Genomic DNA, 25279 nt, shown 5'->3' on the forward strand with positions numbered 1-25279 from the left:
TGCGAGTGCGGGGATCGCCGAACACCCTAGGCTTGCACAGATCGCTGCGCTTGCCCCTGGCACTGCGACTGCGCGGGACATCGAGCTTGCGGATCATACTGTCACCAGCGCGGAAAGCTTATTAAATTTAGCTGGTCCAATACCGGGGACCTCAAGAAGATCTTCCGGAGCGGTAAAGGGGCCGTTGTTTTCCCTCCAGGTGAGGATATCCCGAGCGGTAGCCGGGCCAACCCCGGGGAGGCTCTCCAAGTCGCTGGCTGAGGCGGTATTAAGGTTGATCAGGGCACCCGAGCCGGCTTTCCCAGATGCTTTATCCCCACCGGCCGCGCCGCCGCCCGCCCCACCGCTATTCCCACCTGCGCTACCACCGCTCCCACCCGGGCTTGTGCTAGCTCCAGAGCCGATGCGTGCTCGCGGTGCTTCACCGGGAGCGGGAATATGAATATGGGAGCCATCCGCTACCGGTTCGGCAAGATTGATCGCGGCGCCATCCGCATTCGGGGTGAGCCCACCGGCTAATTCCACGAGGTCATTGACACGTGCCCCACCGGGAGCGCTATACACTCCCGGAGTGGCCACTTCACCAGAAATATAGGCAACGATGGTTGCGGGAGCGGATTCTCCCGCGGTAGGGCCAGCCGGCCCAGGTGTGCTACCCATTACCCGGCCGTGCGAAGGGCCCGGCGAAGCCTGCGGATCGGTAGATACCACAGCCGGATTTTCCGTGTTGGAACCCGAACTGGCCACACTGCTTCCCGGTGGCACCGCTGCGGGGTTGGCGGAAACGGGACCACCACCGCGCCCGAGCCATACCAGCAGCCCGAGAATGAGCAGCCCGCCCAGCAAAGCTATAGCAAAGGCGCCCAACGCGCGGGGTGACCACCGCCACCGCGATGATTGCGCGGGTGTGGTGAGCACGGCGATATCCTCGCCGGTGCCCGCACCGAGGGCCAGCGTGGCGAAATCCCGTACCGGGCTCTGGCCGGGCGGCGCACCCGCACCCGGATCCCCGCGGGTTTCGTTGAGAGGATCGTTAAAGGGCAGACTCAGGCGCGGGGCAGGGCGAGGCAGAGAAGCATTCATGGGGCTATCATGCACACCGAGGCACACCCAGCGTTGGCAGCCCCACTGGCCTGGGGATAACGCTAACGTTTGCCGAGCTGTGGATAGCCACGGCCATTGCCCGCTCTACAATATTGGTATGAACGACGCCGATATTGCTCGCCTGCGTGCCCAAGCGGCCGAAGCCGCTGCCAAAGCTGCCCGCGCCGAAGCCGAACTCGCCCAGGCCCGCCTCGATGCCGCACTTGCCGCCGCAGCCTCCCCGGCAGTAGCCACCGCCGCCGATGCCACGGCAGGAGCGGAAGGCGCGGACGGCGCGGACACCATAACCACCGCCACCGCGGCAGAGAAGCGCTCACCGGCGCAGCCGGCGGCGGCGTCGCCGGAACAATCGCCAGAAAGCACCGGTGAGGATTACGCGAGCGAGGTTGCCCGCAGCTACCAGATATCGGGCCCGGCTCTCACCCTGGGCGCCTACCTGGACCCGGCTGGGAATCCGCGCCCCGATGTTCTGGTGCGGCTGCCCTTCGCTAGTTTCAACCGGCACGGCCTGGTGTGCGGAGCAACCGGAACCGGGAAAACTCGTACTCTCCAGCTGCTGGCCGAACAGCTGAGCGCGGCCGGAGTGGCCGTTTTCCTCACCGATATTAAAGGAGATCTGTCGGGCCTGTGCGAAGCGGGCGTGGCTTCCGATAAGCTCACGGCCCGCACCCGAGCTTTAGGGCAGGATTGGTCCGGTGCCTCGTTCCCGCTCCACCTGTATTCCCTCACCGAATCAACCGGGGTGCCGCTACGTTCCACGGTGGAAGATTTCGGTGCTTTGCTCTTAGCCCGGGCCCTGAAACTAAATGACACCCAGGAATCGGCGCTGGCCTTGGTTTTCGCGTGGGCGGAAAAAGAGAATCTGCACTTGTACACCCTGGAGGATCTGCGCGAGGTACTTCATTATTTGACCACGGCGGGGAAGGCGGAGCTATCCGGTATTGGCGGGGTATCGACCGCCACCGCCGGGGTGATTCTGCGCGAGGTATCAGCCCTGGCTGCGCAGGGCGGAGACATGTTCTTCCAGCGCCCGTCCTTTAGCCCCAGCGAGCTCATCGCCCACGAAGGCGAACGCGGTGTTATCTCCGCCCTCGAACTTCCCGACGTGCGCGATATGCCCGAACTTTTCTCCACTTTCACCATGTGGATACTCAGTCGGCTCTTTTCCGATCTTCCCGAAGTGGGCGATACTCCCCTGCCCCGCCTGGTGTTCTTCTTCGACGAAGCGCATCTGCTGTTCTCGGGCGCTTCCCGGAATTTCGTGGACGAGGTTACCCGCGTGGTGCGCCTCATCCGCTCGAAAGGTGTAGGCGTTTTCTTCGTGACTCAAACGCCGCAGGATATTCCCGAATCGGTGCTCGCGCAGCTGGGCACCCGCATTCACCACGCGCTGCGCGCCCACACGCCCAAGGACGTGAAGATTCTCAAGGAAACAGCAAAAACCTTCCCCTTCTCACCCCTCGATATAGCGGCCGTGCTACCCGCGCTCGGCACCGGCGAGGCTGTGGTTACAGGTTTGGGCGACGACGGCGCCCCTACGGCCGTGGCCCCTACCCGGCTCTGGGCGCCGCGCTCTATCATGGGCCCAGCCGGACCGGCCGCGTTGAGCACCGCTCTTGGCACCACACCCCGGCCTGCTCCTATAGCCGGGGATACCGCAAGCGAAGGTGCTGCCCGCGCTGTTGCCGCGCGGCGCGCGCAACGAGAAGCTGCCGCGGTGGCTGCTAAAGAAGCTGAAGAGCAGCGGCGGGCCGCGGAAGCCGCGGCGAAGAAAGCTGCCCGCGAGGCGGAGAAAAAACTGGCGGCCGCGGAGCGGGAAGCGGAGCGTCAGGCTCGGCAGGCCCAACGGAATGCCGAGAAGGAGGCGCAACGGCAGGCCCGGCGCCGCGATGCCGCAATTGATTCGGTGGTGCGCAGTGCCGGAAGGTCACTCGGCCGTTCAATTATTAATTCGATTTTCGGGCGGCGGCGCTAGCGCGGATTCCGCTTACTTTCGGGCATACGGAGCAGAGGTAGCCGGATAGCTCATGGTGACGGTGAGGCTGCGGGACTGGCCCGGCGCTAGCGCCACGCGCCCCACTTGATCCGAACGATTAAAAGCATTGGGCAAGGCAGAGGCCGGGGCAACCAGGAGAGCTTCCCGGGCCCCGCGTTCCAGAGTATCCCCGGTCCATAGCCGCACATAGGGTGCTTCGCTCGGTTCCTGGGCGAGGATGATATCGCGTTCGCGAGCTGGATCGGTCAGCACGGTTGCCACGACTCCGTCACTGGTGGGCACCAGCGAGGTGAAGGTGGAGTCGATACGGCTAGCTCCGAGTACCGGCCACTCCACGGGGGTGCTTACCCCCGTGAGCGCGGCATCGCCGGGAGCCGGGATTCCGTGGGCATCGGCTGCGATCTTGGTGCGCGCACTAACCGTCGTCGACATTTTTGAAATGGAAGCGAGCTGCGGGAAACGCAAGTAGCCGTTCCACGCGACCGCCACCGGGGCGCAGCTCTCACCCCGGTTCGTCACTTCCAGACTGACGGAAAGATGATGGGTTCCCGCGCTGGAATCCCCCAGCGCATAGACCACTTGGATTCCCACGGGCCACGGGTAGCCCGCTACCGCGGGAAGCTCCGCGCGCAAAATAAGCGCATCTGCGGAGCGTTCCCGCCGGAATTCGCAGCTGTGGACCCGCAAGCACCGCCCGGTGGTATCCGCTTCGAGGCGGTAGCTCTGCCCATCCCAGGTGTAGCACCCGCCGGCGAGAGGCCCCACCCAGGGGGCTTCGATAAGCCCACGCCCCCCATCTGCCTCCTCCAGTTCGGCACCGTTACGGTATCCGGAAAACACCTCCCCGTCGGGACTCCAGGAGAGGAGGGTGGCCCCGCGTGCAGCTACGAGGGCGCTGGCTCCGCCCGGTGCGCTAAGAAGCCACGCCGGGTTACCGTCAAAGTCCTGCGCTGTGATTCGCATACGTGCCACGATATTCCTCCTTACTCCCGCGGGTTCCTCCCCTTGGATTGGCGCCCACTTCACGGGCGTGAACGAGCATTTCAGGCTCGGACCCCAGCAGAGCCTGAGACTTGCCTGCGTTCCGCTTTAGGGAACGATATTGATGAGTCCCGGAGCACGCACAATAATCTTGCGCGGTTCGCCCTCCAGGAAGGCCTGCACCCGTTCTTCAGCCAGGGCCCGGGCGGTCAGATCCGCATCGGAAATATCCTGGGGTACCTCCAGACGGGCGCGGACCTTACCCTTCACCTGCACCACGCAGGTCACGGTGTCATCCACCAGCAGCGCTGCGTCGCTAACCTGCGGGAACGCAGCGCGCGCGACCAGGCCGCTATTACCCAAACGTGCCCAGAGTTCTTCGGCAATATGGGGGGCCACCGGTGCCACCATGGCCACGATAGCGCAGGCAGCTTCCCGCGGTACCGCCGTCAGCCCGGTGAGATGGTTATTGAGAACAATGAGCTTGGAGATCGCGGTGTTGATACGCATATGATCGTAATCATCAGCCACTCCCGCGATGGTGCGGGCCAGGAGCTTAGCGGTTTCGGTATCCGGAGCCGCGTCACTGACCGTCACCTCGCCGGTGCGCTCATCAACGATATTGCGCCACAGCCGCTGCAAGAAGCGCTGCGAACCTACCACCGCGCGGGTATCCCAGGGCCGGGAAACATCAAGCGGACCCATGGACATTTCGTAGACGCGGAACGTATCCGCACCGTACTGATCAGCCATATCATCAGGTGTGATGATGTTCTTGAGGGACTTGCCCATCTTCCCGTATTCCCGGTTGACCTTCTCCCCCCGGTAGTAGAAGACCGTTTCGCCGTTTTCTTCGCGTTCTTCTACCTCATCGGCCGGCACGTAGGCCCCGCGAGCATCGGTATAGGCATATGCCTGTACGTAGCCCTGGTTGAAGAGCTTGTGGAAAGGCTCCGAAGAGGAAACATAACCCAGGTCAAAGAGGACCTTGTGCCAGAAACGCGCGTAGAGCAGGTGGAGCACCGCGTGTTCGACGCCGCCCACGTACAAATCCACCCCTCCGGAAGTGTTACCGGCCTCGGGACGCGGGCCCATCCAGTAGGCTTCGTTTTCCGGGGCGCAGAAGCTATCCGAATTGGTGGGATCCACATAGCGCAATTCGTACCAGCACGAACCTGCCCACTGCGGCATGGTATTGGTTTCGCGGCGGTACTTCTTGAGACCATCACCCAGGTCAAGCTCCACATTCACCCATTCCGGGTTGCGTTCCAGCGGAGGTTGGGGCAGTGAATTTGCGTCGTCGGCATCGTAAGACGCCGGCGAGAAGTCTTCCATTTCGGGCAGCTCCAAGGGGAGCATCGATTCGGGTAGCGCGTGCGCAATACCCTCCTCATCCCAAACAATCGGGAAGGGCTCACCCCAGTAGCGCTGGCGGGAGAAAAGCCAATCGTGCAGGCGGTAGGTGACGGTGGCGGTTCCGGCACCGCGTTCTTCCAGCCAGGCGATAATAGCGGCCATGGATTCGGATTTCGTCATGCCGTTGAGGGAGATTTCCTCATTGGCGGAATCAACGAGGATGCCATCCCCGGTGTAGGCACCCTCTTCCAGGTCCGGGCCGTACGGATCCTCCGCCGGGCCGATGGTGCGGATAGCGTCCAGATTGTATTCGCGCGCGAAAGCCCAGTCGCGATCATCATGGGCAGGAACCGCCATAATGGCACCGGTTCCGTAACCGACCAGCACATAATCCGCCACGAAAACCGGAACCTTGGCGCCGTTGACCGGATTAATCCCGAAGAGCCCGGAGAAAACGCCGGTCTTTTCGTGAGTATCCGAGGTGCGTTCCATATCCGATTTCGCGGCGGCGCGCGCCCGGTAGGCCGCAACCGCTGCGCGCGGAGTGGCGTATCCGCCAGTCCATTCTGCGCGGGTGCCTTCCGGCCAGCTATCGGGAACCCGGAGTGCCTGCGCATCCGTATCCGTACCCGCTTCACTTCCGCCCAAGGCCTCATGTTCGGGAGCAACGGCCATGAAGCTGGCCCCGAAGAGAGTATCGGGGCGGGTGGTATAAACATCCAGGACCCGCCCGGAGCCGTCAGAAAGCTCAAAACGAACCGTGGCGCCGTGGGAGCGCCCGATCCAGTTCTGCTGCATGGCCCGCACTTTATCCGGCCAGTCAATGGTGTCCAGGTCACTCACCAGGCGGTCCGCATAGGCGGTAATCCGCATCATCCACTGGGCAAGATTGCGCCGGAACACCGGGAAGTTACCGCGTTCGGACCGGCCTTCCGCGGTGACTTCCTCATTGGCAAGCACCGTTCCCAGCCCCGGACACCAATTAACCGGGGCTTCCTTAATATAAACCAGGCGGTACTCGCTGAGCGCATCCGCTTTTTCTTTCCTGGAGAGCGCCTCCCAGGGCCGACCATCCGGCGTGGCCTTTTCCCCACTGGCGAATTTCGCTTCGAGTTCCGCAATGGGCCGGGCCGCTCCGTTGCCACGCCCGTCCCGGCGCGGGTAATCCGGGTCAAACCAGGAATTAAACACCTTGGTGAAAATCCATTGGGTCCACTTCACGTAATCAATATCTGTGGTGGAGAAAACCCGCCGTGAATCGTGGGAAAGCCCGAGGCGATGCAGCTGAGCTGCCATATTGGCAATATTTTCCGCGGTGGTGATAGCCGGGTGCTTGCCATTTTGCACCGCGAACTGTTCGGCGGGAAGTCCGAAGGCGTCATAGCCCATGGTGTAGAGGACGTTCTCACCCTTCATGCGGTGGTAGCGGGCCACGGTATCCGTGGCAATATAGCCGAGCGGATGGCCCACGTGCAGGCCGCGCCCGGACGGATAGGGGAACATGTCCTGGATGAAGAACTTCGGCGCCGAGGTATCCCCCGCGAGATCCCCAACCGGGTTCGCGGCGTAGAAGGCACCTTCCTCTTCCCAGCGTTCCTGCCAGTGGGCTTCGATCTCATTAGCCAGTTCTGCGGTGTAGCGGAACTGGGTCATATCCTCAGCGCTCAAGGGTACTCCTTTTCGACGGTCGACTTCGGTCAATTGTAGCTCTCTCCTCCGACAAATCTCAGGTCGTCCACAGCGGTGACTAGACTGGCACCATGAGTGTCTTTTCAAAAATTATTGCCGGCGAGATTCCGGGTCGTTTTGTTTGGGCCGACGACGTCTGCGTTGCTTTCGCAACTCTTGAGCCGCACGCCCGCGGCCATGTGCTAGTTGTTCCGCGCGCGGAAATTGACCGTTTCACCGATCTTGACGACGATACAGCCGCGCATCTCTTCATCGTGGCTAAGCGTATTGGCAAGGCCCAGATCGCGGCTTTCGGCGTGGAGCGGGCGATGCTCGTCATCGCCGGACTCGGGGTACCTCATACACACCTGCATGTTATTCCGGCTGATTCGGAAAACGTCACCAGTTTCGCATCGGCACGCAAGGATGTTCCCGGCACCGAATTGGATGCGGCCATGGAGGAATTACGCGCGGCCCTGCGGCAGCAGGGCTGGGGTTCCTTCGTTCCGGCCCAGCTCAGTTCCCTCGCCTAAGCCAAGTTGCCTAAGCCAAGTTGCCTAAGCCCACTGCGTTATGCCCGCTCGCCTAGGCCACACACGCAACGGTCTAGGCCAGCCCCACCAGTTCCTCAATGAAGTCGGCAGTATCGGTCCAGTCCCGCACCGCGTGGGTATCGATGCCGAGCCGGGTAACGGGGTAGTCGTTTCCGGCGGGGTCGAGGCGGTCCCCCACGAAGAGCATGTGGGCGATGGGGATACCGGTTTGCTTGGATAATTCCGCAATTCCGTAGGCTTTATCCACGCCCTTGCGGGTAATATCCACGGACGTTGAACCGCCCGAGCGCACCTCCAGGTGCGGCAGACGCGCTGCGACAGCTTCTCGCAGCGCGTTTTTCTTTTCCCCGCTCGGATCCCAGGCGCGTTTCGCTTCCAGCGGGGCGCTTTGCCCGAGCGCGGAAAAGGTCACCTGGGATCCGCGGTCTTCCAGGATCTCGCCCCAGGTGCTACTTTCCCACAGCCCGAGCCGCCGTGCTTCTTCTTCCAGGGCCAGAGCGGCATCCCGACGTTCTTCCGCGGTGAGGTTACGGACGTACACATCGCGCCACGCTCCGTCCTCGTGAACGAGGTAGCGGGTTCCGCAGGTGGGCATGAGGTGGAGACGCGCAAGCTCTGCGGGGGTGCCGTCTAGTCCTTCCAGGAGTTGGCTTTCGAACTGTCCGAATTGGCCGCCGGAAATCACGCACACGTCGTACGTATCGAGCAGTGCCCGCAGGGCCCGCGCCATGCGTTCCGGGAGCGCGGATTTGGAAGGTGCCAGGGTATCGTCCAAGTCAAAAGCAATAAGGCGGTAAGACGTCATAGCCACAGTATGGTGCACCGAGCACCCAAATGCGAAATAACTAGGCAACGCTACCTACCCGCAGAGTAGATGCCCCTTGTTTTAGGGTACCCACACATTCTTACGACGACGCAGCGGGCTGATACATCGCGATGTATCAGCCCGCTGGTGGGTTTCGCCAGCTTGGGTATCCGGATTTTTAGCTCCGGAGGGCCCGGCGGTAGTGTGCTGCGCTCCGACTACTGTTCGTCTTTGATGGCTGCTTCGCAGAGCAACCGGGCACCGCCAATAATAAGGACAGCAACCACGAGGCTGAGGAGGAAGCTGAGAACTCCGGCAAGCGCAACCATGGCAGGCGTGTATTCGCCAAAGACGCTAATCATCGCGAAAAGCGAGACGAGCACGTGGCAGCCGGCCACAATGAAGGCGAGGATCATGATGATCGGTGCGATGGACCGCGCCACCCGGGTGGAGAAGTTCGTGGAGAACAGTGCCGCGAAGCCGGAGGGATTCTGCGGCTGCTGGGGCTGGGGCGGGTAGCCGTAGCCCGGCGCCGAGTACGCCGAAGGCGCCCACTGGCCCTGCTGCGGGGCGGGAATATAGCCCTGGCCCTGCGCCTGATTCTGCTGGGTTTGCTGATTCTGCTGATCAAAACCCTGCTGGTAGGACTGCTGTTCCGGCTGGGCGCTCTGCTGACCATAACCGGGGTTATTATCAGGGAACTGGTTATTCTGTTCGCTCATGAGTATTCCTTCCGTAACGAGCGATGGCCACGACGGGATCATGACCCGGGGCACTTCACACTTAAAATACCAAGAAAGTGGAAGCGCGCGTACTCATTTCACTACCCGCCGGAGGCGGGTAGGTACCAACTAAGGGTAGCTATCCGAAGCGGCCACCGCGAATAGGCCAGATCCAGCACGGAACCTGGCGGCGGGCCGAGGGATAGGGCTACCTGGACATCTTCTGGCAGTATCTCATTCATACCTGAATGATGGCATGAGGTTACGACAGAAAATCTTGAGGTAACCACCCCTGGGCCCGCCGCATTCCGGTTCAGCGTGGGCACCACCATTATTGGCGGTGCCACCGGCACGCTACGCTTCAGCTTTCTCGAGCTCTTGAGCATCCAGCTTCGGGGAGGCGCTCACGATTCCCTGGCGTGCCCGACGCGAGAAGCGGTGGAAATCGCCCACGATGACATCGTGGCGCTTGGGGAAGAGGAAGTACTTCGAGACAAGGTTGGTGAAAGTCGCGAACATTTCCCGCCCGGATTGGAGCTGCTGAATATGCACGGCATTCCACATAAGCCAGGAAAACTTTCCGGTAATAGCCGGCAGATGCGGAATTTCGGTAACCGCGAAACCAACGCCCACGGTGGCCATGGTGCCCTTGTCGAAGTAGTCGAACGGCTCAGTCTCCTTGCCCGCCAGGTTATTGGAGATAACCTTGGCGATATGCCGCCCGCCCTGGATAGCCGGCTGGGCCAGCTGCGGTAGGCCGCGTTCGCCGCTCACAGCTACGTCGCCGGCAGCGAAAACGCCGTCGACCCCTTCCACCTGGAAGTGTTCGTTCACCTGGATACGCCCCCGCGCCCCTTGCGGCACGTTCCATTCCTTGACTTCGGGCGGAACACCCACACCGGAAGACCAGACGATCAGCGAAGCATCAATCCACTGTTCCTCTTCCGTCTTGGTGTTCTTCACCAGGATGCGATTCTCTTCCACCGCGGAAACGGCCTGGTTGAGAAGCACCTTGACGCCGCGATCTTCAAGAGCGCGGTGGGCGGCGTTGCGGCTCTTCTCATCGAAAGGCCCGAGAACCGTGGGGGCCATATCCACGAGGATGATCTCACACTGCTCGGTATCAATGCCGGGGTACAACGTCTCAAAATCAAAATTGCGTAGTTCGGCAATAGCGCCGGCGGTTTCCACTCCGGTGGGGCCCGCACCGCACACAACCACCCGGAAAGGCCCGGGATTGTCAACCGCATCCATGCCGTCCAGCAGCCCGTAGAGCCGGTCGCGGACTGCAAGCGCTTCATCGCGCGTGTACATCGGCAAGGTGTGTTCCGCGGCTCCCTGAATACCAAAGTATGCTGCGCTCACGCCGGTGGCGAGGACGAGATAGTCATAAGACATCGTGCGCTCATCATCGAGCTCGATGAGCTTATTGCCGGTATCCACGTGCTGGAGTTCCCCGAGCACAAAACGCAGATTCTTTTGCTTGCTCCGTAGTGCACGCAGGTTGTAGGTAATATCCCCCGCGTTGAGCGCGCCCGCAGCCACTTGGAAAAGCAGCGGCTTGAACGTGGTGTACGGATTTTTATCAATGAGCGTTACCCGCACGGGTGCCTGGCGAAGGCCACGTGCCGCTTGGATACCGGCAAAGCCACCTCCGACGATGACCACATGCGGTAGCGCACTTCCTTTAATATTGTGACTCATACCCCATAACATAGTGGATATGTGAGCTACTTTCCAATACTTCGCGTGAGCGCAAAATAGTGACACTCGGCAAATATCACCGCAGCACCGCAGCAACCAGATCGGCAACAGGAGCCGGACCCGCCGGGAGGATCCACCGGGCGGCAGCCTGAGTCTCGGCACTGGCCTGCGGCATTGCGTAGCTCAGCGCGATCTCCCGCATCCAGGGAATATCATTGGCGGAATCCCCCACCCCCAGCGTATGTTCCGCTTCGAGGCCGCGCGCCCGCAGCGCCAGCTCTATTCCTTCCCACTTGGTCACGCCCGGAGCAACCACATCAACAAAATGAGCATGCCCGCGCACCGCCCCGGGAAAAGCTGCCTGCCAGAGTTCTTGCAGCCGGTCCAGCTGGGTTTCAGTTCCGGAGAATGAGAGCTTCGTTATGGTATCGGCCGCAAGGGCGGCGACGTCGCCGCGGAGCGGTTCCCGCCCCGCGGAAGCGTTGCAAATAACGTCCTCAAACAAGGGCGCCCCAAAGCTTTGCACGACGACGCCTTCTTCGCCATTAACAACCATCCCGAGCCGGTGTTCCTCCGCGAATCGGACCGCACGCGCATAGGTCGCAGCGCCGAGCGGATGACGGCGCACTACCGTGTGCCCGTCCCAGACGATGGAACCGCCTTCGGCCACCACCCATCCGGGAACGCCCGCCTCCGCGAGGATATCGGCAGCCCCGGCAATGATTCGCCCGGTGGCCAGGGTAATGGGAATGCCGGCAGCGTGGAGTTGCTGGAGTGCCCGGATATTTTCCGGGAGCACCCGCGAACTGGCATCGGTAAGAGTGCCGTCGACGTCGAATAGCACGTTCGTAGGGCGAGTGAATTCGCGTTGCGCAAAGGTGATGTTCCCACCGGAGCTCAGCACTCCCAACCGATGGCGTACTCGTGGCATCTAGGTGTCGCTTTCCTCTCGCTCTGGAACCCGAGTCAGTAACTTCCTCAATAATTGTGTCAGCTCTTTTTGACGTGTAGGTTCCACGATGGCAGATTGATGTGACTCTAGCGGCTTATTACATCATCAATATTCAGCGTGTCATCAAACCACAGCAGTGCTTCTGGGTTCACCCAGTGCATAAGATGTCTAGCTTCCGTGATGTCTTTAGCGACGTTACGCCGAAAAACCGGCTCGAGGTGCGCCGCGCGGTTACGGATAAACGTCATATTGCCCAGCATTGCTGAGACCTGTTTCTGTCGTGTCCAGATATCTTTGTGTCCGTTCGGGAAAGCGTATTGCAATGAGGGCATCCATAGCGTTACGTACCACGACTTCCACCATCGCAGTCACCCTTTGTAGGGCAGAGGCAATGCGAATGTTGCGTTCATAGAGGCCAAAAGCATCATCTACATTACCGTTAGTGGCTATCAGATAGGTGCCCATACGTTCCTCGGAGAGCAAATGCAACATAACGGCCCGATCCCACGTACCTGCTAACGTTGACATCCTTTCCTCCCACGGTAAACTGGTGGCGAAGACCCCGGAACGATCACCAGCTTCGGCTGAATCGCCGGGGTTACGTCTACCTTGATTTTTCTTAGGATACGAGAAGTAGTGTCTCTGCGTACAGATGAGAGACGTTGTGGGCCACATATGCTAGAGCTTCTCACTCGGTACCACAGTGTTGCTTTCGGCCACGGTGGAGGTTCTATTGTTCCAAGGCCTATGGACACTTAGGGGCCCGTCCATCAACTCAGGCAGACTCCCTGGCCCAAAAGTTCCCAGAATCCCTGTCTAAAAAATATATGGACATAAAACGTGGCCGATACACCTAAAACTGAAAATTAGGAATTGACCGGGGTTTTATTGCATGATTGCCAAATATATCAACACCAGCAGTGTATTTGGTGGAGCTAAGGGGATTCGAACCCCTGACCTCTTCCATGCCATGGAAGCGCGCTACCAACTGCGCCATAGCCCCAAGCGACTTATAGAACTTTAGTCGGAGAAGAAACGCTTGGCAAATCAGAACTCGACTTTGTGTCGAGCATCGCATTCTTCCTGGTGGGAGCCTAGCCTTCCGGCCCTTCCACCTCAAAGTTCTTCACCGGATCGTGCTCGTCCGCGAGGAAACGGTTGAAGCCGGTGAGGCGCCACTGCACATTCCCGTTCTTACGCCGCTGCAACATAGCCCAGTGGCAGTTATCCAGGCCGCCCAGGCCCTGCCAATCAGCCCCGCAGCCGAGAAGCACCCCGAGCCCGCAGGTAATCGCCGCGCCGTGCGCGGTCACAACCAGCAGGCCCCCATCCATACCTTCGCTGGCCTCGGTAATGGCCGCGGCCACGCGCGCGCCAACATGTTCCTTCGTTTCTACCCCGACGCCCACGGGCTCCTCCCCCGCGCGCCACTGTGCAAATTCACGCGGATAGCGCTCCGCGATCTCAGTGCGGGTCAAGCCTTCGAACTGCCCGAAACAGCGTTCTTGTAACCGCGCATCAGTTGCCACTTCACGATCAACTAGACGGGCAGCCTCAAGTGCGGTGGCATAGGCCCGTTGCAGCGGGGATGCCACAAAATGCGCCGGGCCGGCAGCAGCGATGTGGGGGGCCACGTAGCGAGCCTGACCGAGCCCGACCGCATTGAGGGGAATATCTGTGGAGCCCTGGATGCGCCAAGCCAGGTTGTAATCAGTTTGGCCGTGGCGCCAGAGCAGGATGCGATCTGCCGTCATGCATGCGCCTCAGCGGAACCGGCCGTCTCGGGGTCCCGTGATTCCGAGGCAACCTCCGGCGTTACAGGCGCCGGATCCCCGGCGATAACCGCCTCATCATCGAGCTGAAGATCCACGTGCGGGCAATCAGCCCACAAACGCGCGAGGGCGTAATCAGCGCGGTCCTCATCGCGTTGGATATGCACAATGAGTTCCCCGTAATCGAGGAGCACCCACCGCGGGTCGAAAGTGAGTCCCTCGCGGCGCAAACGCTGCCCGCCGGCCTCATCGAGTTTTTCCTCCACGCGATCCACGATGGCGCGCACTTTCGGTTCCGAATCACCGGAAATGATGAGGAAAACATCGGAAATGGCGAAACGCTCACCAACATCGAGAGCTTCAATCGATGTCGCTTTCACCTCCGCCGCTGCCGCGGCTCCAATACGGGCGAGCTCTATCGCACGATCCGAAGCTGTCACAAGATCTCCTTGATGTCGGGGATAATACCGGGGGTTACATATTCAAAGGACGCGGCCTGCGCGCCATGCTGCAAGAAGAAGAAGCCAATGACCAGGCCGAGCACGACGCTCACCGCAATGAGGAGAAGCATAGTCACCGTCCAACGGCGCGGCGAGGACTCATCTTCGAGTTCATCCTCGTCCACATACTCGTGCGCGAGCGGATCCGGGGTAAGCGGGTCCGTGGCATGCAGGTCCGGCTGCGCCGCGGAAACGGAAGCGGGCGACAACGCCGCTGCGGCGTCGTTCCCGGCCTCTTCTACTTCTGGCGCTGCATCACCCTGCGCACCGGAGGCACGCAAAGCATCGTTTTGGGTGCGGGCCAGCAAACGCTCCCGCAAGCTACCACCTTCGGAAAACTCGGGCGCGGCCTCGGCTTCCAGAGCAGGTTCGGGCGCGGCCGCTGGTGCGGAGGCCGTAAGCGGGGGCACGAGCGAGTGGTCATCTTCACCGATACGTGCTTGAGTATCGGCTTCGAAACGGTCGAAAACTGAGATACGCTCACCCGTCGGGGCCGGGGAAGGCACCGGATCGGGAACCGAAACCGTACCGGCATCCAACACCGCACCGGGATCGGGCGTCGCTACCGCGGGCTGCGCGGTGGCTTCTACCTCCTCAGCTGCTTCGGCACGCTCGGCAAGAATAGCCCGCCGCCGCGTTGCTCGCACCACCGGAATATCCCGGGTGCGCCGCAATTCTTCCACCGGCGAAGCCTCGCCTTCTTCGAGAGGTTTCAAGAGTCCGCGCTCGCGCATCTCGCTGCGTGTGAGGCGCCGCCCGCCCTCGCTCATTTCTTCTCCTCTCGGTACGACCGTCCTTGATCAAGCTTACCCGGTGCCTCGCGCTGGGCATAAAGTTTGTATTTTCTAATGTGCTGCACCACGCCTTCGGGCACCAAATACCAAATGGGTGCGTGAGCTTGCACCCGTTCGCGCACATCCGTCGAGGAGATCGCCATGGCAGGAACCTCCACAATTTCCACGGCGTGTTTGGGCAGCGCGGAAACATCAATCGTGTGCCCGGGGCGCGTGACGCCGATAAAGCGGGCCATCCCCCACAGTTCCTCGGCGTTCTTCCAGCGCAAAATCTCCGGAATAACATCTGCTCCGGTAATGAAGTACAGATCCGCATCCGGGTAGACCTCACGCAAATCCCGCAGGGTATCCACGGTGTACGTCAGGCCGCGCCGCTCAATATCCACCCGCGATACCGTAAAGCGGGTATTCGACGCGGTGGCAATAACAGCCATGAGGTAGCGATGTTCGGCCGGGCTTACGTGCTGGCCCTGTTTGAAAGCGGGGCGGCCGGTGGGCACGAAAACCACCTCGTCCAGCCCGAAACGATGCTGCACTTCCGAGGCGGCCACCAGGTGTCCGTGGTGAATCGGATCGAAAGTTCCACCCATCACCCCGATCCGCCGACGCCGGTGCTTGCGTTCGTCGAAAGGAATTTGCACCGGTTCGTCTTTATCGGATTTATCGGACATGCCCCTCGCCCTCTGCAATCCACGTCGTCGTGGTCATTTCTTCCAGTCCCATAGGTCCGCGCGCATGCAGTTTTTGAGTGGAGATACCAATTTCCGCGCCGAGCCCAAATTCGCCACCGTCCGTGAAACGCGTCGAAGCATTCACCATAATGGCGGCGCAATCCACCTCATCGATGAAACGATTAATGGCACGCTGATTTTCGGCCACGATAGCTTCGGTATGACCGCTTGAATAGCGGGCAATATGCGCGAGCGCCGCCTCGATATCGGGAACAACCGCCACGGCCATCTCCGGGGCCAAATATTCAGTTTCCCAATCTTCTTGCGTGGCGAGCTGGGTGGGAACATCCCCGGCGAAACGCTGGGCCGCGGCATCGCAATGCAAGATCACACCGCGCTCATGAAGTTCACGCAAAATCCGAGGCATGAAGTCCGGTGCGATATCCGCGTGGACAAGAAGCGTTTCGGCCGCATTGCACACGCTTGTCCGATGCGTTTTGGAATTAACGACGACGGCGCTAGCCCGCTCCACATCGGCGCTGGCATCCACGTACACGTGATTATTGCCCACCCCGGTTTCGATGGCGGGAACTAAGGATTCGCGCACGACCGTCTGGATCAGACCTGCGCCTCCGCGCGGAATAATAAGATCTACCAGGCCGCGCAATTTCATGAGTTCTACGGTGCCTTCGCGCCCGAAAGCATCAATGGTCTGCACGCAGTCGGCCGGGAAGCCGGCCTCCGCTACCGCTTGCCGCATGAGCTCGACCAGCACCTCGTTGGTGCGTATAGCAGCACTCCCCCCGCGCAGTATCACCGCGGAACCCGCTTTGAGGGCCAGGGTGGCAGCATCGACCGTTACATTGGGGCGGGCCTCATAAATCATGCCAATCACGCCCATGGGAACCCGCACCTGGCGCAAACGCATGCCGTGAGCCGAGCGCGAACCGCGGATCACTTCGCCAACCGGGTCAGCCAAGCCCACCACGTGTTCTACCGCCTGGGCAATGCCCTCGATGCGTTCTTCGGTGAGGAGGAGGCGATCAATCATTCCCGGGGAAAGCCGACCCTGTTCCCGGGCCACATCCTGCGCATTTGCCGCCACGATACGAGCGGTTTCCCTACGCAAAATTGCGGCGATACGGCAAAGAGCATCATTTTTCGACGTGGTCTGCGCCCCGCGCAAAGAACGCGCAGCCTGGCGCGCGCGGCGGGCTACCTCGGCCACGCCCTCGGTTAACGTTGCGGTCATAGTCTCTACTTTAGGCCAGAAAGGCCCCCGTTACCGAATAGGAACACCGAAGAGGAACAGCGAGCGGGAATGAGGAGCACTCATATATATTCGGGCAATCTCATGGGAATAGCGCCGCCCGCCCCCGCGTTGCAGGTAGCGAGATTTCCAACAAATTTGAGGAGAACCATGGCAACCGTTACTGTCACCACTGAGAACTTCAACGAGACCGTACACGAAGGCATCGTGCTGCTGGACTTCTGGGCGAGCTGGTGCGGACCCTGCCGTGCATTCAGCCCGATTTACGAAAAGGCTTCCGAAAAGCACCCCGATATCACCTTCGGGAAGGTAAGCACCGAGGATAGCCCGGAGCTCGCGGCGCATTTCCAGATTCAGGCGATTCCGACCATTATGGCTTTCCGCGATGGTATCCGCGTCTTTGAGCAGGCCGGGGCGCTGCCGGCCGGTCCGCTCGAGGATCTGATCGGCCAGGTCAAGGAGCTGGATATGGACGAGATTCGCGCCCGTCTCGCCGCTCACGAAGCTGAGGAATCCGCACAACAGGCTGAATAAGCTACCGACTTTCCGCCAAGCACCGAGGGGCGAACTGGAATCAACCAGTTCGCCCCTCATTACTCCCCAGAAAAATTAGGAAATTTCAGCGCGCCCGAAAAGCACCGGAAGTACTCCGCGCACCAGCGAAGCTAAATCGGTGCGGATGGAGGTAGGCCGGTAGATGATGCCATCTGCCGCACCCATCCCCAGCCAGGACTCGGTGGTATCCGCAACATCGTAGACCGTTCCCACCACGTGAGCGCTGCGGGTGAAATCCGGACCGCCCAGGGCCTGCACCAGGAAGAGGCGTTCGCGAGCAGCGGTGCGGGTAGCCGAAATAATGACGGTCATGTCGAGGAGGACCTGCAGGTCGGTATCGTATTCTTCTGCCGCCGCCCTCAAAGCGAAACGGGCTTCGCGGGCGCGGTGCGCATCGGGCGCGGAGAGGCGCATCATCGGGGAAATACCGCAGATTGCCCGCAGATTCAGATTCGGGACATCTTCAGCGCGCACGTGCGGCATGAGGCGTACCCCGGCCGCAATAGCATTTTCCACGTCGCTGCGCAGGGCCGCGAGGTCGGTAGCCGGGGTGATCGGAAGACTTACCAGAGCCGGGGTATCGCTGGAGTCCTGCTGGGTTCTGGCCACCGCTTCCCGTAAAGCCTGGGCCGTGGCGGGTACTTCTACCGCGATATCACCGCGGGCACGTGGACCTAGGCGGCTTGCCGTTTCCATCGCGGAGGCGACGCGGGCACCGGGAAGTACGAATTCCCCGGAAAACTGGACGAAATCAAGTCCGCCTTTCCAGGCCGCATCCGCGCAGGAGGCCAGGTGCGCGATGGAAGCCCCGTGGGCTGGGCGCGCAGCTGCGCCGTCGCCGCAAAGATTCTCCCCGCCGCCGAGCGCCGAGAGATCGACTCCTAAAAATGTTTCTCTTAAAACTTCCTCATTCGTGGTGGTGCACAGGGTGGTCAATTGGATGGTCATTAGTACTCACTATCGGGACGAAGACGGGCAGAGGGGGCACTGGCAGGCGCAAGAAGGCGCGCGCTCATAAAGTGGTGATGCCAGCGGCGCCAATGCGCCATGGTAATTCGATAGTCCGCGCACATGCTGGAGGTGAGGCCCTGGAGCGTGACAAACTGCGACATCGAATTCTCCGTTCTTCGTCGGCTCGGGTATTCCGAGCGATTGCGAGGGTGCTATATAAGCACTTGCGATAACGCTAGATCTTTATTGTCCAATAGGCAAGACAAACACGAGGGTTTTTTGCGCATATCACTATTCATTTATCGTGATTACTATTCGATCAAGGTGATGCAATACTTCGCTAAACTCTCGGGTGTCAGCGCTACAACCTGGGCGAATAAAAATACCACCCTGCACAGCTAGTGCAAAATTATGCACGTTTCCCGTAGTTACAGGTCCGTAAAGTAAGACGTAACACAGATTTGTGCACGCCGCAGCGTTCCTGTGCGGATGCCATTGAAGCACGCTCGACCGGCACACGCCAAAGGCGGTGCACCCGCACCTGGGACAGGTGATGCTAACGGCGTGACCAGTTAGGAGCCCAAGAGCACGATGTCATTGGCGTGCACCACCGGCTTCTTGCCGCGCGCCCCGGTGCTTCCCACCAGCTCGATCAGTTCTTCCACGCTATAGGCACTCAGACCCCGGGCAATAACTTCTCCGTGCCCATCACAAAGTTCCACGATATCCCCGGCCGCAAAACGGCCCGAGACCCCGATGACTCCCACCGGGAGCAAAGATGCGTGATTGCCCGTGACCGCCGCAACGGCGCCGTCGTCCAATGTAACCCGCCCCCGGGCCCGCGCCGCGAATTCCATCCAGCGCCCCCGCGCGGACACATGCCGTTTGCTCGGCACGAACCAGGTTCCCACATTCTCCCCGGCCACGGCCCGCTGCACATTATCAACGTGGGTGAGAATCACGCCGACGCCACCCGAGGTTGCCAATTCGGCCGCCGCCACCTTGGTGCGCATTCCCCCGGTTCCGACCGCCGAACCCCGCCCGGTAATCCGCAGTCCGGCGAGGTCTTCCTCGCCGGTCACCTCCGCAATGCGGGTGGCGCCCGCTTCGCTGGGGGGCTTGGTATACAGGCCATCCACATCCGTGAGCAAAATAAGAGTGCCGGCACCCACAAGGTGGGCGGTCAGTGCGGCCAGCCGGTCATTATCACCGAAGCGCAATTCGTCAGTGGCAACGGCGTCGTTCTCATTAACAATCGGAACCACCCGCAAACGCAAAAGCGTACGCATCGCCGTAAGCGCATTGGCGTAGTGGCGCCGGTTCGTGACATCAGAGGCGGTGAGGAGCACCTGGCCCACGCTAATGCCATGCGCTTCAAAGCGTTCCTCGTACGCAGCCATGAGGCGGGACTGGCCCACCATGGCCGCGGCCTGCTTTTCCCGCAGGGAACGCGGACGGCCCAGCTTGAGCGGCCCGATACCGGCCGCCACCGCGCCGGAGGATACCAGCACCACATCCACCCCGCGGGCGTGCACGTCCGCAATGGTGTTGACAAGAAGATCGAGGGTTTCCTGGTGCAGGGCACCGTCCGGCCCCGTCAAGGAGGAGGATCCCACTTTAATGACTATTCGACGGGAGTTCTCAAGGCAGTCACGCCGGGTCAGCGAGGTGGATGAGGTACCGGACACGAGTCACTCTTTCTTATCTGATGGTTCGGGACACCGCAGGATAGTTTAGTCCCCTTCCGGGGTCCCTGCCTGCGGATCCGTCCATATGCCGGCCTCCCGTTCGGAACGCAATTCCTGCCGGGCTTCCTCTTTGGCATCCATGCGCTCGTAAAAATCGGCGCGCTTTTCGCGGCGGGTGGGGCGCGAGCGCTCGGCTTCCACCCGGATATCGCGCCCGCGCGGCCCGTAAATTTCAGCGACGGCGGCAACGGTTGGTTCCCAATCGAAAACGAAACCGGTCTGCGGCGGGCCAATGACCACCATATCGCCTGGCACCGCACCCAAACGAGCCAGCTCGTCCTCGATGCCCAGCCGGTGAAGCCGCTCCCCCAGGTACCCGACCGCCTCATCATTGGCGAAGTCCGTTTGCCCCACCCAGCGTTCGGGCTGGCGCCCGCGCACATTCCAGAACTCCTGCATGCCGTCGCGCCGCTTGACGATAGTGAAACGATCATCGCGTTCCCGCGTCAGATGTAGCACCGGGCGCACCGGTTCAGCAACCTCGCGATTCGCCTTTTCTTCGCGCACCACCCGGGCCAGGTAGAAGGAGAGCTCACGCAGCCCTTCGTGGCTGGCGGTGGAGACAGAAAAAACATCGAGGCCGCGGTCGCGCAACTCCGGGGTCACAAATTCGGCAAGTTCCCGCGCATCCGGGACATCAATTTTATTGAGAATCACCACGCGGGGGCGTTCGGTGAGAGGAAGCTGGCCTTCGGTGGGCGGGATATTGGCCGCGTAGCGGGCCAGTTCGTATTCGAGGGTATCCAGGTCCGTGAGCGGATCCCGCCCCGGCTCTAGCGTGGCGCAGTCGATGACGTGCGCAATAACAGCGCAGCGCTCAATATGACGTAAAAACTCCAGCCCGAGCCCGCGCCCTTCCGAAGCCCCGGGAATGAGGCCGGGAACATCGGCAATGGTGTAGCGCTCCTCGCCAGCGGTCACCACACCGAGGTTCGGAACAAGAGTGGTGAACGGATAATCGGCAATTTTCGGGCGAGCAGCGGACATAGCCGCGATGAGAGAGGATTTCCCGGCGGAGGGGAAGCCCACCAGGGCAACATCAGCCACCGATTTCAATTCGAGAACAACATCGAGTTCTTCGCCGGCTTCCCCGAGTAGAGCGAAACCGGGTGCCTTGCGGCGCGGAGAAGCGAGGGCCGCATTTCCGAGTCCGCCTACTCCCCCGCGTGCTACCTCGAAAGAATCCCCGGGGCTCACGAGATCCGCAAGCACGTCGCCCTCGCTGTTTTTCACGACCGTCCCCGCCGGAACCTTGAGCACCAGATCCGCGCCGTTCTTGCCCCGCTGGTTATCACCGGCTCCGGGCTGGCCGTTTTCCGCGCTACGGTGCGGGGTGTGGTGGTAGTCCATGAGGGTAGATTCTTGGGAATCCACCTCAAAAATGATGGAACCCCCATGGCCGCCATTGGCGCCGTCGGGCCCCCCGAGAGGCTTGTACTTTTCCCGACGCACCGAAACGCATCCATTTCCACCGTTGCCGGCGCGCAAGTGCAAGGTCACCTTATCGACGAACGAGGCCACGTATGCCCTCCCCTTTTTCTGTAGTGCTGACGCGTCACCGCGGCGGCTTAACCGCCGCGAGTAGATGGACGTCTGCGTAGCCGGTACTCGCGCACCGAGCCCGCGTTAACGAATGACGGGGTGGAGGTTCAATCCCCCACCCCTCATCATAGGTGCGTGCGGCGCTCGGGCCGCTCCGCCTTAAGCCTGGGTCACGACGTCGACAACCTTGCGGTCGCGACGGGTACCGAACTGGACCGTTCCGGCTGCGGTAGCGAACAGGGTATCATCCTTGCCGCGCCCGACGTTATTACCCGGATGGAACTTCGTGCCACGCTGGCGAACGAGAATTTCACCGGCGGATACTACCTGACCGCCGTACCGCTTCACCCCGAGGCGCTGGGCATTGGAGTCGCGCCCGTTGCGCGAGGAAGAGGCGCCCTTCTTATGTGCCATCTGTCTACCTTCTTACTATCTCAAAACTAGCTGCTGACGCGGCAGATCCTATTGGATGCCGGTGACCTTGAGGCGGGTCAGGGGCTGACGATGCCCCTGGCGCTTCCGGTAACCCGTCTTGTTCTTGAACTTGATGATGGAGATCTTCGGTCCCTTTTCATCGCGCACAATTTCCGCGGTAACCTTCGCCGAAATGCCATCGGCAGCCGTGGTGATCTTATCCCCGTCAACGAGCATGATGGGTTCGAGTTCGACGGTATCGCCGACTTCACCTTCCATCCTGTCAACAACCACGACGGTTCCGACAGAAACCTTTTCCTGACGGCCCCCGGCCTTGACGATCGCGTACACCACGTTTGCTCCTGTTGATTACGGCTACTTTTCGCGCTGGACAGCGCACTTAAACGACTGAGTGCCTAAGCACCGACCATCTACTTTACTGTGTCGACCCGCTTTCTTACAAGTGAGACAGCGCATGAGACCGGCCGTGTCGCTATGGGATGCGCCACGTACCTCCCGGTTGTAGCGCTGTGCCCGCTCCGAACTACCCTTGGGAATTGGCCGGGAAACTCAGAACCCCCGCCCCGTTTCCGGTGGAAATGGGACCCGATGAGACCACGGCGCGCCGCTTGGTGCCCCCGCTGGTTCCGTTAGCTGCCTCACGCGATCCGGTATGGATAGCGGACGACGGCGACACCGTCTTTGCGTGGGAACTAGCAGAAACGGCCGTGTGCGTCGGGCTCACCACGCCGGAGGAAACCACCATGCCAGTCTTCCGCGCGGTGCCTGTGCCCGCGGTGCTACTTCCGGCGCGTACGGTGCCCGTGGCTGCGGCCGCGGCGCGTTCCTGCCCCGCGGTAGTACCCTTCGTGTCCTTCGTTCCGGTGCCCGAAGTATCTGCGGCCGCCGGTGCGGTTCGCGAGCTACGACGACGCCGGGTAGCCGGCTTTTCCGACTTCTCCTGCTTATCACCCTTCGCGGCTTTCGCGACTTTCGCGGGCTTGTCCAGTTTTTCAGATTTCGCCGGTTTCGGGGTTTCCGCGGGCTTCTCAACCGTTTCCAGCTTCGGGGCCTCTGAATCCTGGGGCTTATCTTTATCCTGGCCATCCTTCTGCTGGGAGTCGGCATGGCCCGCAGCGGCGATGGAATTCATCATTTGAACAGCCGCCTCGCGCTGCGGCGCCGAAGCCTCCCGCCGATTCTTACGCTTGCGGGGCGCGTGGGATTCTTCGTTTTCCTCTACCGGGTGGTCGTGAATGATGTAGCCGCGCCCTTCGCAGGCTTCACAGACGGTCGAGAATGCCTCCACGAGTCCCTGCCCCACGCGCTTACGGGTCATCTGCACCAGACCGAGGGAGGTTACTTCCGCTACCTGGTGGCGGGTGCGATCCCGCCCCAAACACTCGATAAGCCTGCGCAGCACAAGGTCACGGTTGGATTCCAGGACCATATCGATAAAGTCGATAACCACGATCCCGCCGATATCGCGCAGCCGCAATTGCCGCACGATTTCTTCGGCCGCTTCCAGATTATTACGGGTCACCGTTTCTTCGAGCGAGCCGCCCGATCCGGTGAATTTCCCGGTATTGACGTCCACCACCGTCATGGCTTCGGTACGGTCAATAACGAGAGTACCCCCCGAGGGTAGCCACACCTTGCGATCAAAAGCCTTGGCGAGCTGTTCTTCCACGCGGTAGGCCTCGAAGATATCGCGCGAATCATCCCAGCGGCTCACCCGGTCCATCAGTTCGGGAGATAGTTCTTCCACGTAAGTGGAGATCGTCTCCCAGGCATCATCACCCTGCACGCGCAGAGAGTCGAAATCTTCGTTAAAGATATCGCGCACCACTCGTACAGCCAGTTCCGGTTCGCTCTTGAGGACCTGCGGCGCAGTTTTCGCGACCTTGGCCTTGCGCTGGATTTCCTTCCAGCTCTTGGTCAGGCGCTCCACGTCATTCTTGAGTTGCTCCGCGGTAGCACCTTCGGCGGCGGTGCGCACAATAACGCCATGATCTTCCGGCACAATTTCTTTAAGAAGCTTCTTGAGGCGCGAACGTTCCGAATCGGGAAGCTTACGCGAAATGCCGGTCATATCCCCGCCGGGAACAAGGACCAGGTGGCGCCCGGCGAGGGTGACCTGGCTGGTGAGCCGCGCACCCTTATGGCCAATAGGATCCTTGGTGACCTGCACCAGCACCGTATCCCCGGACTTGAGCGCCTGCTCAATCCGGCGATTCTTTCCCGTAACCCCGGCAGCCTTCCAATCCACTTCCCCGGCGTACAGGACCGCGTTGCGCCCCTTACCGATATCCACAAAAGCGGCTTCCATCGAGGGCAGCACATTTTGCACCCGCCCTAGGTACACATTGCCGACCATGGAAATCTGAGTATGGCGCGCCACGTAGTGTTCCACGAGTACATCATCTTCGAGCACCGCGATCTGGTTGAGACCGTCACGTTCACGCACGATCATGTCGCGCTTCACCGACTCGCGCCGAGCCAGGTATTCCACTTCCGTAATGGAGCCGCGCCGGCGTGCCGATCCCTCGCGATTCTCGCGGCGCCGAGCCCGCTTGGCAGCCAAGCGAGTGGAGCCCTTGGGCGCTGCCACTTCATCGTCGGACGAAAGGCTACGACGGCGCCTCCGGATGGGCGCTACCGAAGTTTCATCCGTTTCCGCGTGGTCGCTTTCTTCAGGGGCGGCGTCGTCGTTCTGGGAACCTCGCGGCGCGCGAGCGGAAGAATCATGCTCGCCGCGTTCGCGCCGCCGGGTGCGCCGGGAGGAACTATCGCCAGAATCGGAATCTGCGCCGCTGGAGGAATCGTCATCAACGAGGTAGGTGACCCGGATAGCATTGGCGGCGTCGGGTTCCTGGAAGAGTGGAATATCCGTATTAATACGGAAGCGTGGAATTTCCACCGCCTCTTCTTCAGGTACCGGAATGAAAAACGGACTCGCCGCAGCCGCACTCACGGTGCCGTGCTCCGACGCGGTGGCTTCTTTCGCCATTCGTCTACACTTCCCGACAGGCGCGCACCCCGTATCCCGTGCGGACCTATCACCATTGCGGCCGACGCCGCGCAAGCATATTCACGTTCGAGGGCATATCCGGCGCTCATCATCTGCCGGCCAGGTTCTTCACAGCCTCGAACCACCGGGGCGATACGGTAGCGCCCGGTACACTGATACCGATTCTACATGAGGAGTACTGGACTGGCG

At 61.0% G+C, this 25279-nt stretch carries 22 protein-coding genes and 1 tRNA gene; 3 read left to right on the plus strand and 20 right to left on the minus strand.

The window, feature by feature from the left end:
* Positions 1-93 precede the first annotated feature (93 nt).
* Positions 94-1083 (minus strand): ComEA family DNA-binding protein, encoded by a 990-nt coding sequence (locus HMPREF9237_RS08975; protein WP_016442880.1) that lies wholly within the window; start codon positions 1081-1083, stop codon positions 94-96.
* Between the two features lie 118 nt (positions 1084-1201).
* On the opposite strand from HMPREF9237_RS08975, the gene HMPREF9237_RS06195 reads away from it, so the two are divergent.
* Entirely contained in the window at positions 1202-3079 is a 1878-nt protein-coding gene (locus tag HMPREF9237_RS06195; protein WP_039899032.1) for a helicase HerA-like domain-containing protein, read from the plus strand.
* 12 nt (positions 3080-3091) lie between these two features.
* Here HMPREF9237_RS06195 and HMPREF9237_RS06200 read toward each other — a convergent pair whose 3' ends face one another.
* Both HMPREF9237_RS06200 and HMPREF9237_RS06205 read right to left on the minus strand, forming a co-directional pair.
* Entirely contained in the window at positions 3092-4063 is a 972-nt protein-coding gene (locus HMPREF9237_RS06200) for an aldose 1-epimerase (RefSeq protein ID WP_039899034.1), read from the minus strand.
* A gap of 126 nt (positions 4064-4189) precedes the next feature.
* On the minus strand, positions 4190-7090 hold the full coding sequence (locus HMPREF9237_RS06205; RefSeq protein ID WP_039899036.1) for a leucine--tRNA ligase: 2901 nt from the start codon (positions 7088-7090) through the stop codon (positions 4190-4192).
* Positions 7091-7197: 107 nt separating this feature from the next.
* On the opposite strand from HMPREF9237_RS06205, the gene HMPREF9237_RS06210 reads away from it, so the two are divergent.
* Entirely contained in the window at positions 7198-7638 is a 441-nt protein-coding gene (locus tag HMPREF9237_RS06210; protein WP_016442884.1) for an HIT family protein, read from the plus strand.
* Positions 7639-7711: 73 nt separating this feature from the next.
* Here the strand turns inward: HMPREF9237_RS06210 and HMPREF9237_RS06215 are convergent, their stop codons facing one another.
* The 11 genes from HMPREF9237_RS06215 to HMPREF9237_RS06265 form a co-directional block, all read right to left on the minus strand.
* Positions 7712-8464, minus strand: coding sequence for an HAD-IIB family hydrolase (locus HMPREF9237_RS06215; protein WP_016442885.1), 753 nt, complete (start codon positions 8462-8464; stop codon positions 7712-7714).
* A gap of 218 nt (positions 8465-8682) precedes the next feature.
* Entirely contained in the window at positions 8683-9186 is a 504-nt protein-coding gene (locus HMPREF9237_RS06220) for a DUF4282 domain-containing protein (RefSeq protein ID WP_016442886.1), read from the minus strand.
* A gap of 354 nt (positions 9187-9540) precedes the next feature.
* Positions 9541-10890: an NAD(P)/FAD-dependent oxidoreductase gene (locus HMPREF9237_RS06225; protein ID WP_039898878.1), complete on the minus strand. Its 1350-nt coding sequence runs from the start codon at positions 10888-10890 to the stop codon at positions 9541-9543.
* Positions 10891-10966: 76 nt separating this feature from the next.
* Positions 10967-11821 carry an HAD family hydrolase gene (locus HMPREF9237_RS06230; RefSeq protein ID WP_016442888.1) on the minus strand — a complete coding sequence of 285 codons (855 nt, stop codon included), beginning with the start codon at positions 11819-11821 and terminating at the stop codon, positions 10967-10969.
* A 252-nt stretch (positions 11822-12073) separates the two neighbouring features.
* Positions 12074-12370, minus strand: coding sequence for a hypothetical protein (locus HMPREF9237_RS09760; RefSeq protein ID WP_016442890.1), 297 nt, complete (start codon positions 12368-12370; stop codon positions 12074-12076).
* A gap of 399 nt (positions 12371-12769) precedes the next feature.
* Positions 12770-12845 (minus strand) — tRNA-Ala (locus HMPREF9237_RS06240).
* Positions 12846-12936: 91 nt separating this feature from the next.
* Positions 12937-13596 carry a histidine phosphatase family protein gene (locus HMPREF9237_RS06245; protein WP_016442891.1) on the minus strand — a complete coding sequence of 220 codons (660 nt, stop codon included), beginning with the start codon at positions 13594-13596 and terminating at the stop codon, positions 12937-12939.
* On the minus strand, positions 13593-14054 hold the full coding sequence (rsfS, locus tag HMPREF9237_RS06250; RefSeq protein ID WP_016442892.1) for a ribosome silencing factor: 462 nt from the start codon (positions 14052-14054) through the stop codon (positions 13593-13595). The genes HMPREF9237_RS06245 and rsfS overlap by 4 nt, the downstream gene beginning before the upstream one ends.
* Positions 14051-14884, minus strand: coding sequence for a hypothetical protein (locus HMPREF9237_RS06255; RefSeq protein ID WP_016442893.1), 834 nt, complete (start codon positions 14882-14884; stop codon positions 14051-14053). Before HMPREF9237_RS06255 ends, rsfS begins: the two co-directional genes overlap by 4 nt.
* On the minus strand, positions 14881-15579 hold the full coding sequence (gene nadD / locus HMPREF9237_RS06260) for a nicotinate-nucleotide adenylyltransferase (protein ID WP_016442894.1): 699 nt from the start codon (positions 15577-15579) through the stop codon (positions 14881-14883). The genes HMPREF9237_RS06255 and nadD overlap by 4 nt, the downstream gene beginning before the upstream one ends.
* Positions 15569-16831 (minus strand): glutamate-5-semialdehyde dehydrogenase, encoded by a 1263-nt coding sequence (locus tag HMPREF9237_RS06265; RefSeq protein ID WP_016442895.1) that lies wholly within the window; start codon positions 16829-16831, stop codon positions 15569-15571. The genes nadD and HMPREF9237_RS06265 overlap by 11 nt, the downstream gene beginning before the upstream one ends.
* 168 nt (positions 16832-16999) lie before the next feature.
* On the opposite strand from HMPREF9237_RS06265, the gene trxA reads away from it, so the two are divergent.
* Entirely contained in the window at positions 17000-17383 is a 384-nt protein-coding gene (trxA, locus tag HMPREF9237_RS06270; RefSeq protein ID WP_016442896.1) for a thioredoxin, read from the plus strand.
* A 75-nt stretch (positions 17384-17458) separates the two neighbouring features.
* Here the strand turns inward: trxA and HMPREF9237_RS06275 are convergent, their stop codons facing one another.
* From HMPREF9237_RS06275 to HMPREF9237_RS06300, 6 genes are all read right to left on the minus strand, one after another.
* Positions 17459-18352 (minus strand): hypothetical protein, encoded by an 894-nt coding sequence (locus HMPREF9237_RS06275; protein ID WP_016442897.1) that lies wholly within the window; start codon positions 18350-18352, stop codon positions 17459-17461.
* A 575-nt stretch (positions 18353-18927) separates the two neighbouring features.
* Entirely contained in the window at positions 18928-20043 is a 1116-nt protein-coding gene (gene proB / locus HMPREF9237_RS06280) for a glutamate 5-kinase (RefSeq protein WP_016442899.1), read from the minus strand.
* Positions 20044-20088: 45 nt separating this feature from the next.
* Complete coding sequence (gene obgE / locus HMPREF9237_RS06285; protein WP_016442900.1) at positions 20089-21624, minus strand: GTPase ObgE; 1536 nt, start codon at positions 21622-21624, stop codon at positions 20089-20091.
* A 180-nt stretch (positions 21625-21804) separates the two neighbouring features.
* Positions 21805-22059 (minus strand): 50S ribosomal protein L27, encoded by a 255-nt coding sequence (gene rpmA, locus HMPREF9237_RS06290; protein WP_016442901.1) that lies wholly within the window; start codon positions 22057-22059, stop codon positions 21805-21807.
* Positions 22060-22107: 48 nt separating this feature from the next.
* Positions 22108-22413 carry a 50S ribosomal protein L21 gene (rplU, locus tag HMPREF9237_RS06295; protein WP_016442902.1) on the minus strand — a complete coding sequence of 102 codons (306 nt, stop codon included), beginning with the start codon at positions 22411-22413 and terminating at the stop codon, positions 22108-22110.
* Positions 22414-22603: 190 nt separating this feature from the next.
* Positions 22604-25069, minus strand: coding sequence for an Rne/Rng family ribonuclease (locus HMPREF9237_RS06300; protein ID WP_016442903.1), 2466 nt, complete (start codon positions 25067-25069; stop codon positions 22604-22606).
* Positions 25070-25279 lie beyond the last annotated feature (210 nt).

This window comes from Actinotignum schaalii FB123-CNA-2, from assembly GCF_000411135.1.
Classification (GTDB): domain Bacteria; phylum Actinomycetota; class Actinomycetes; order Actinomycetales; family Actinomycetaceae; genus Actinotignum; species Actinotignum schaalii_A.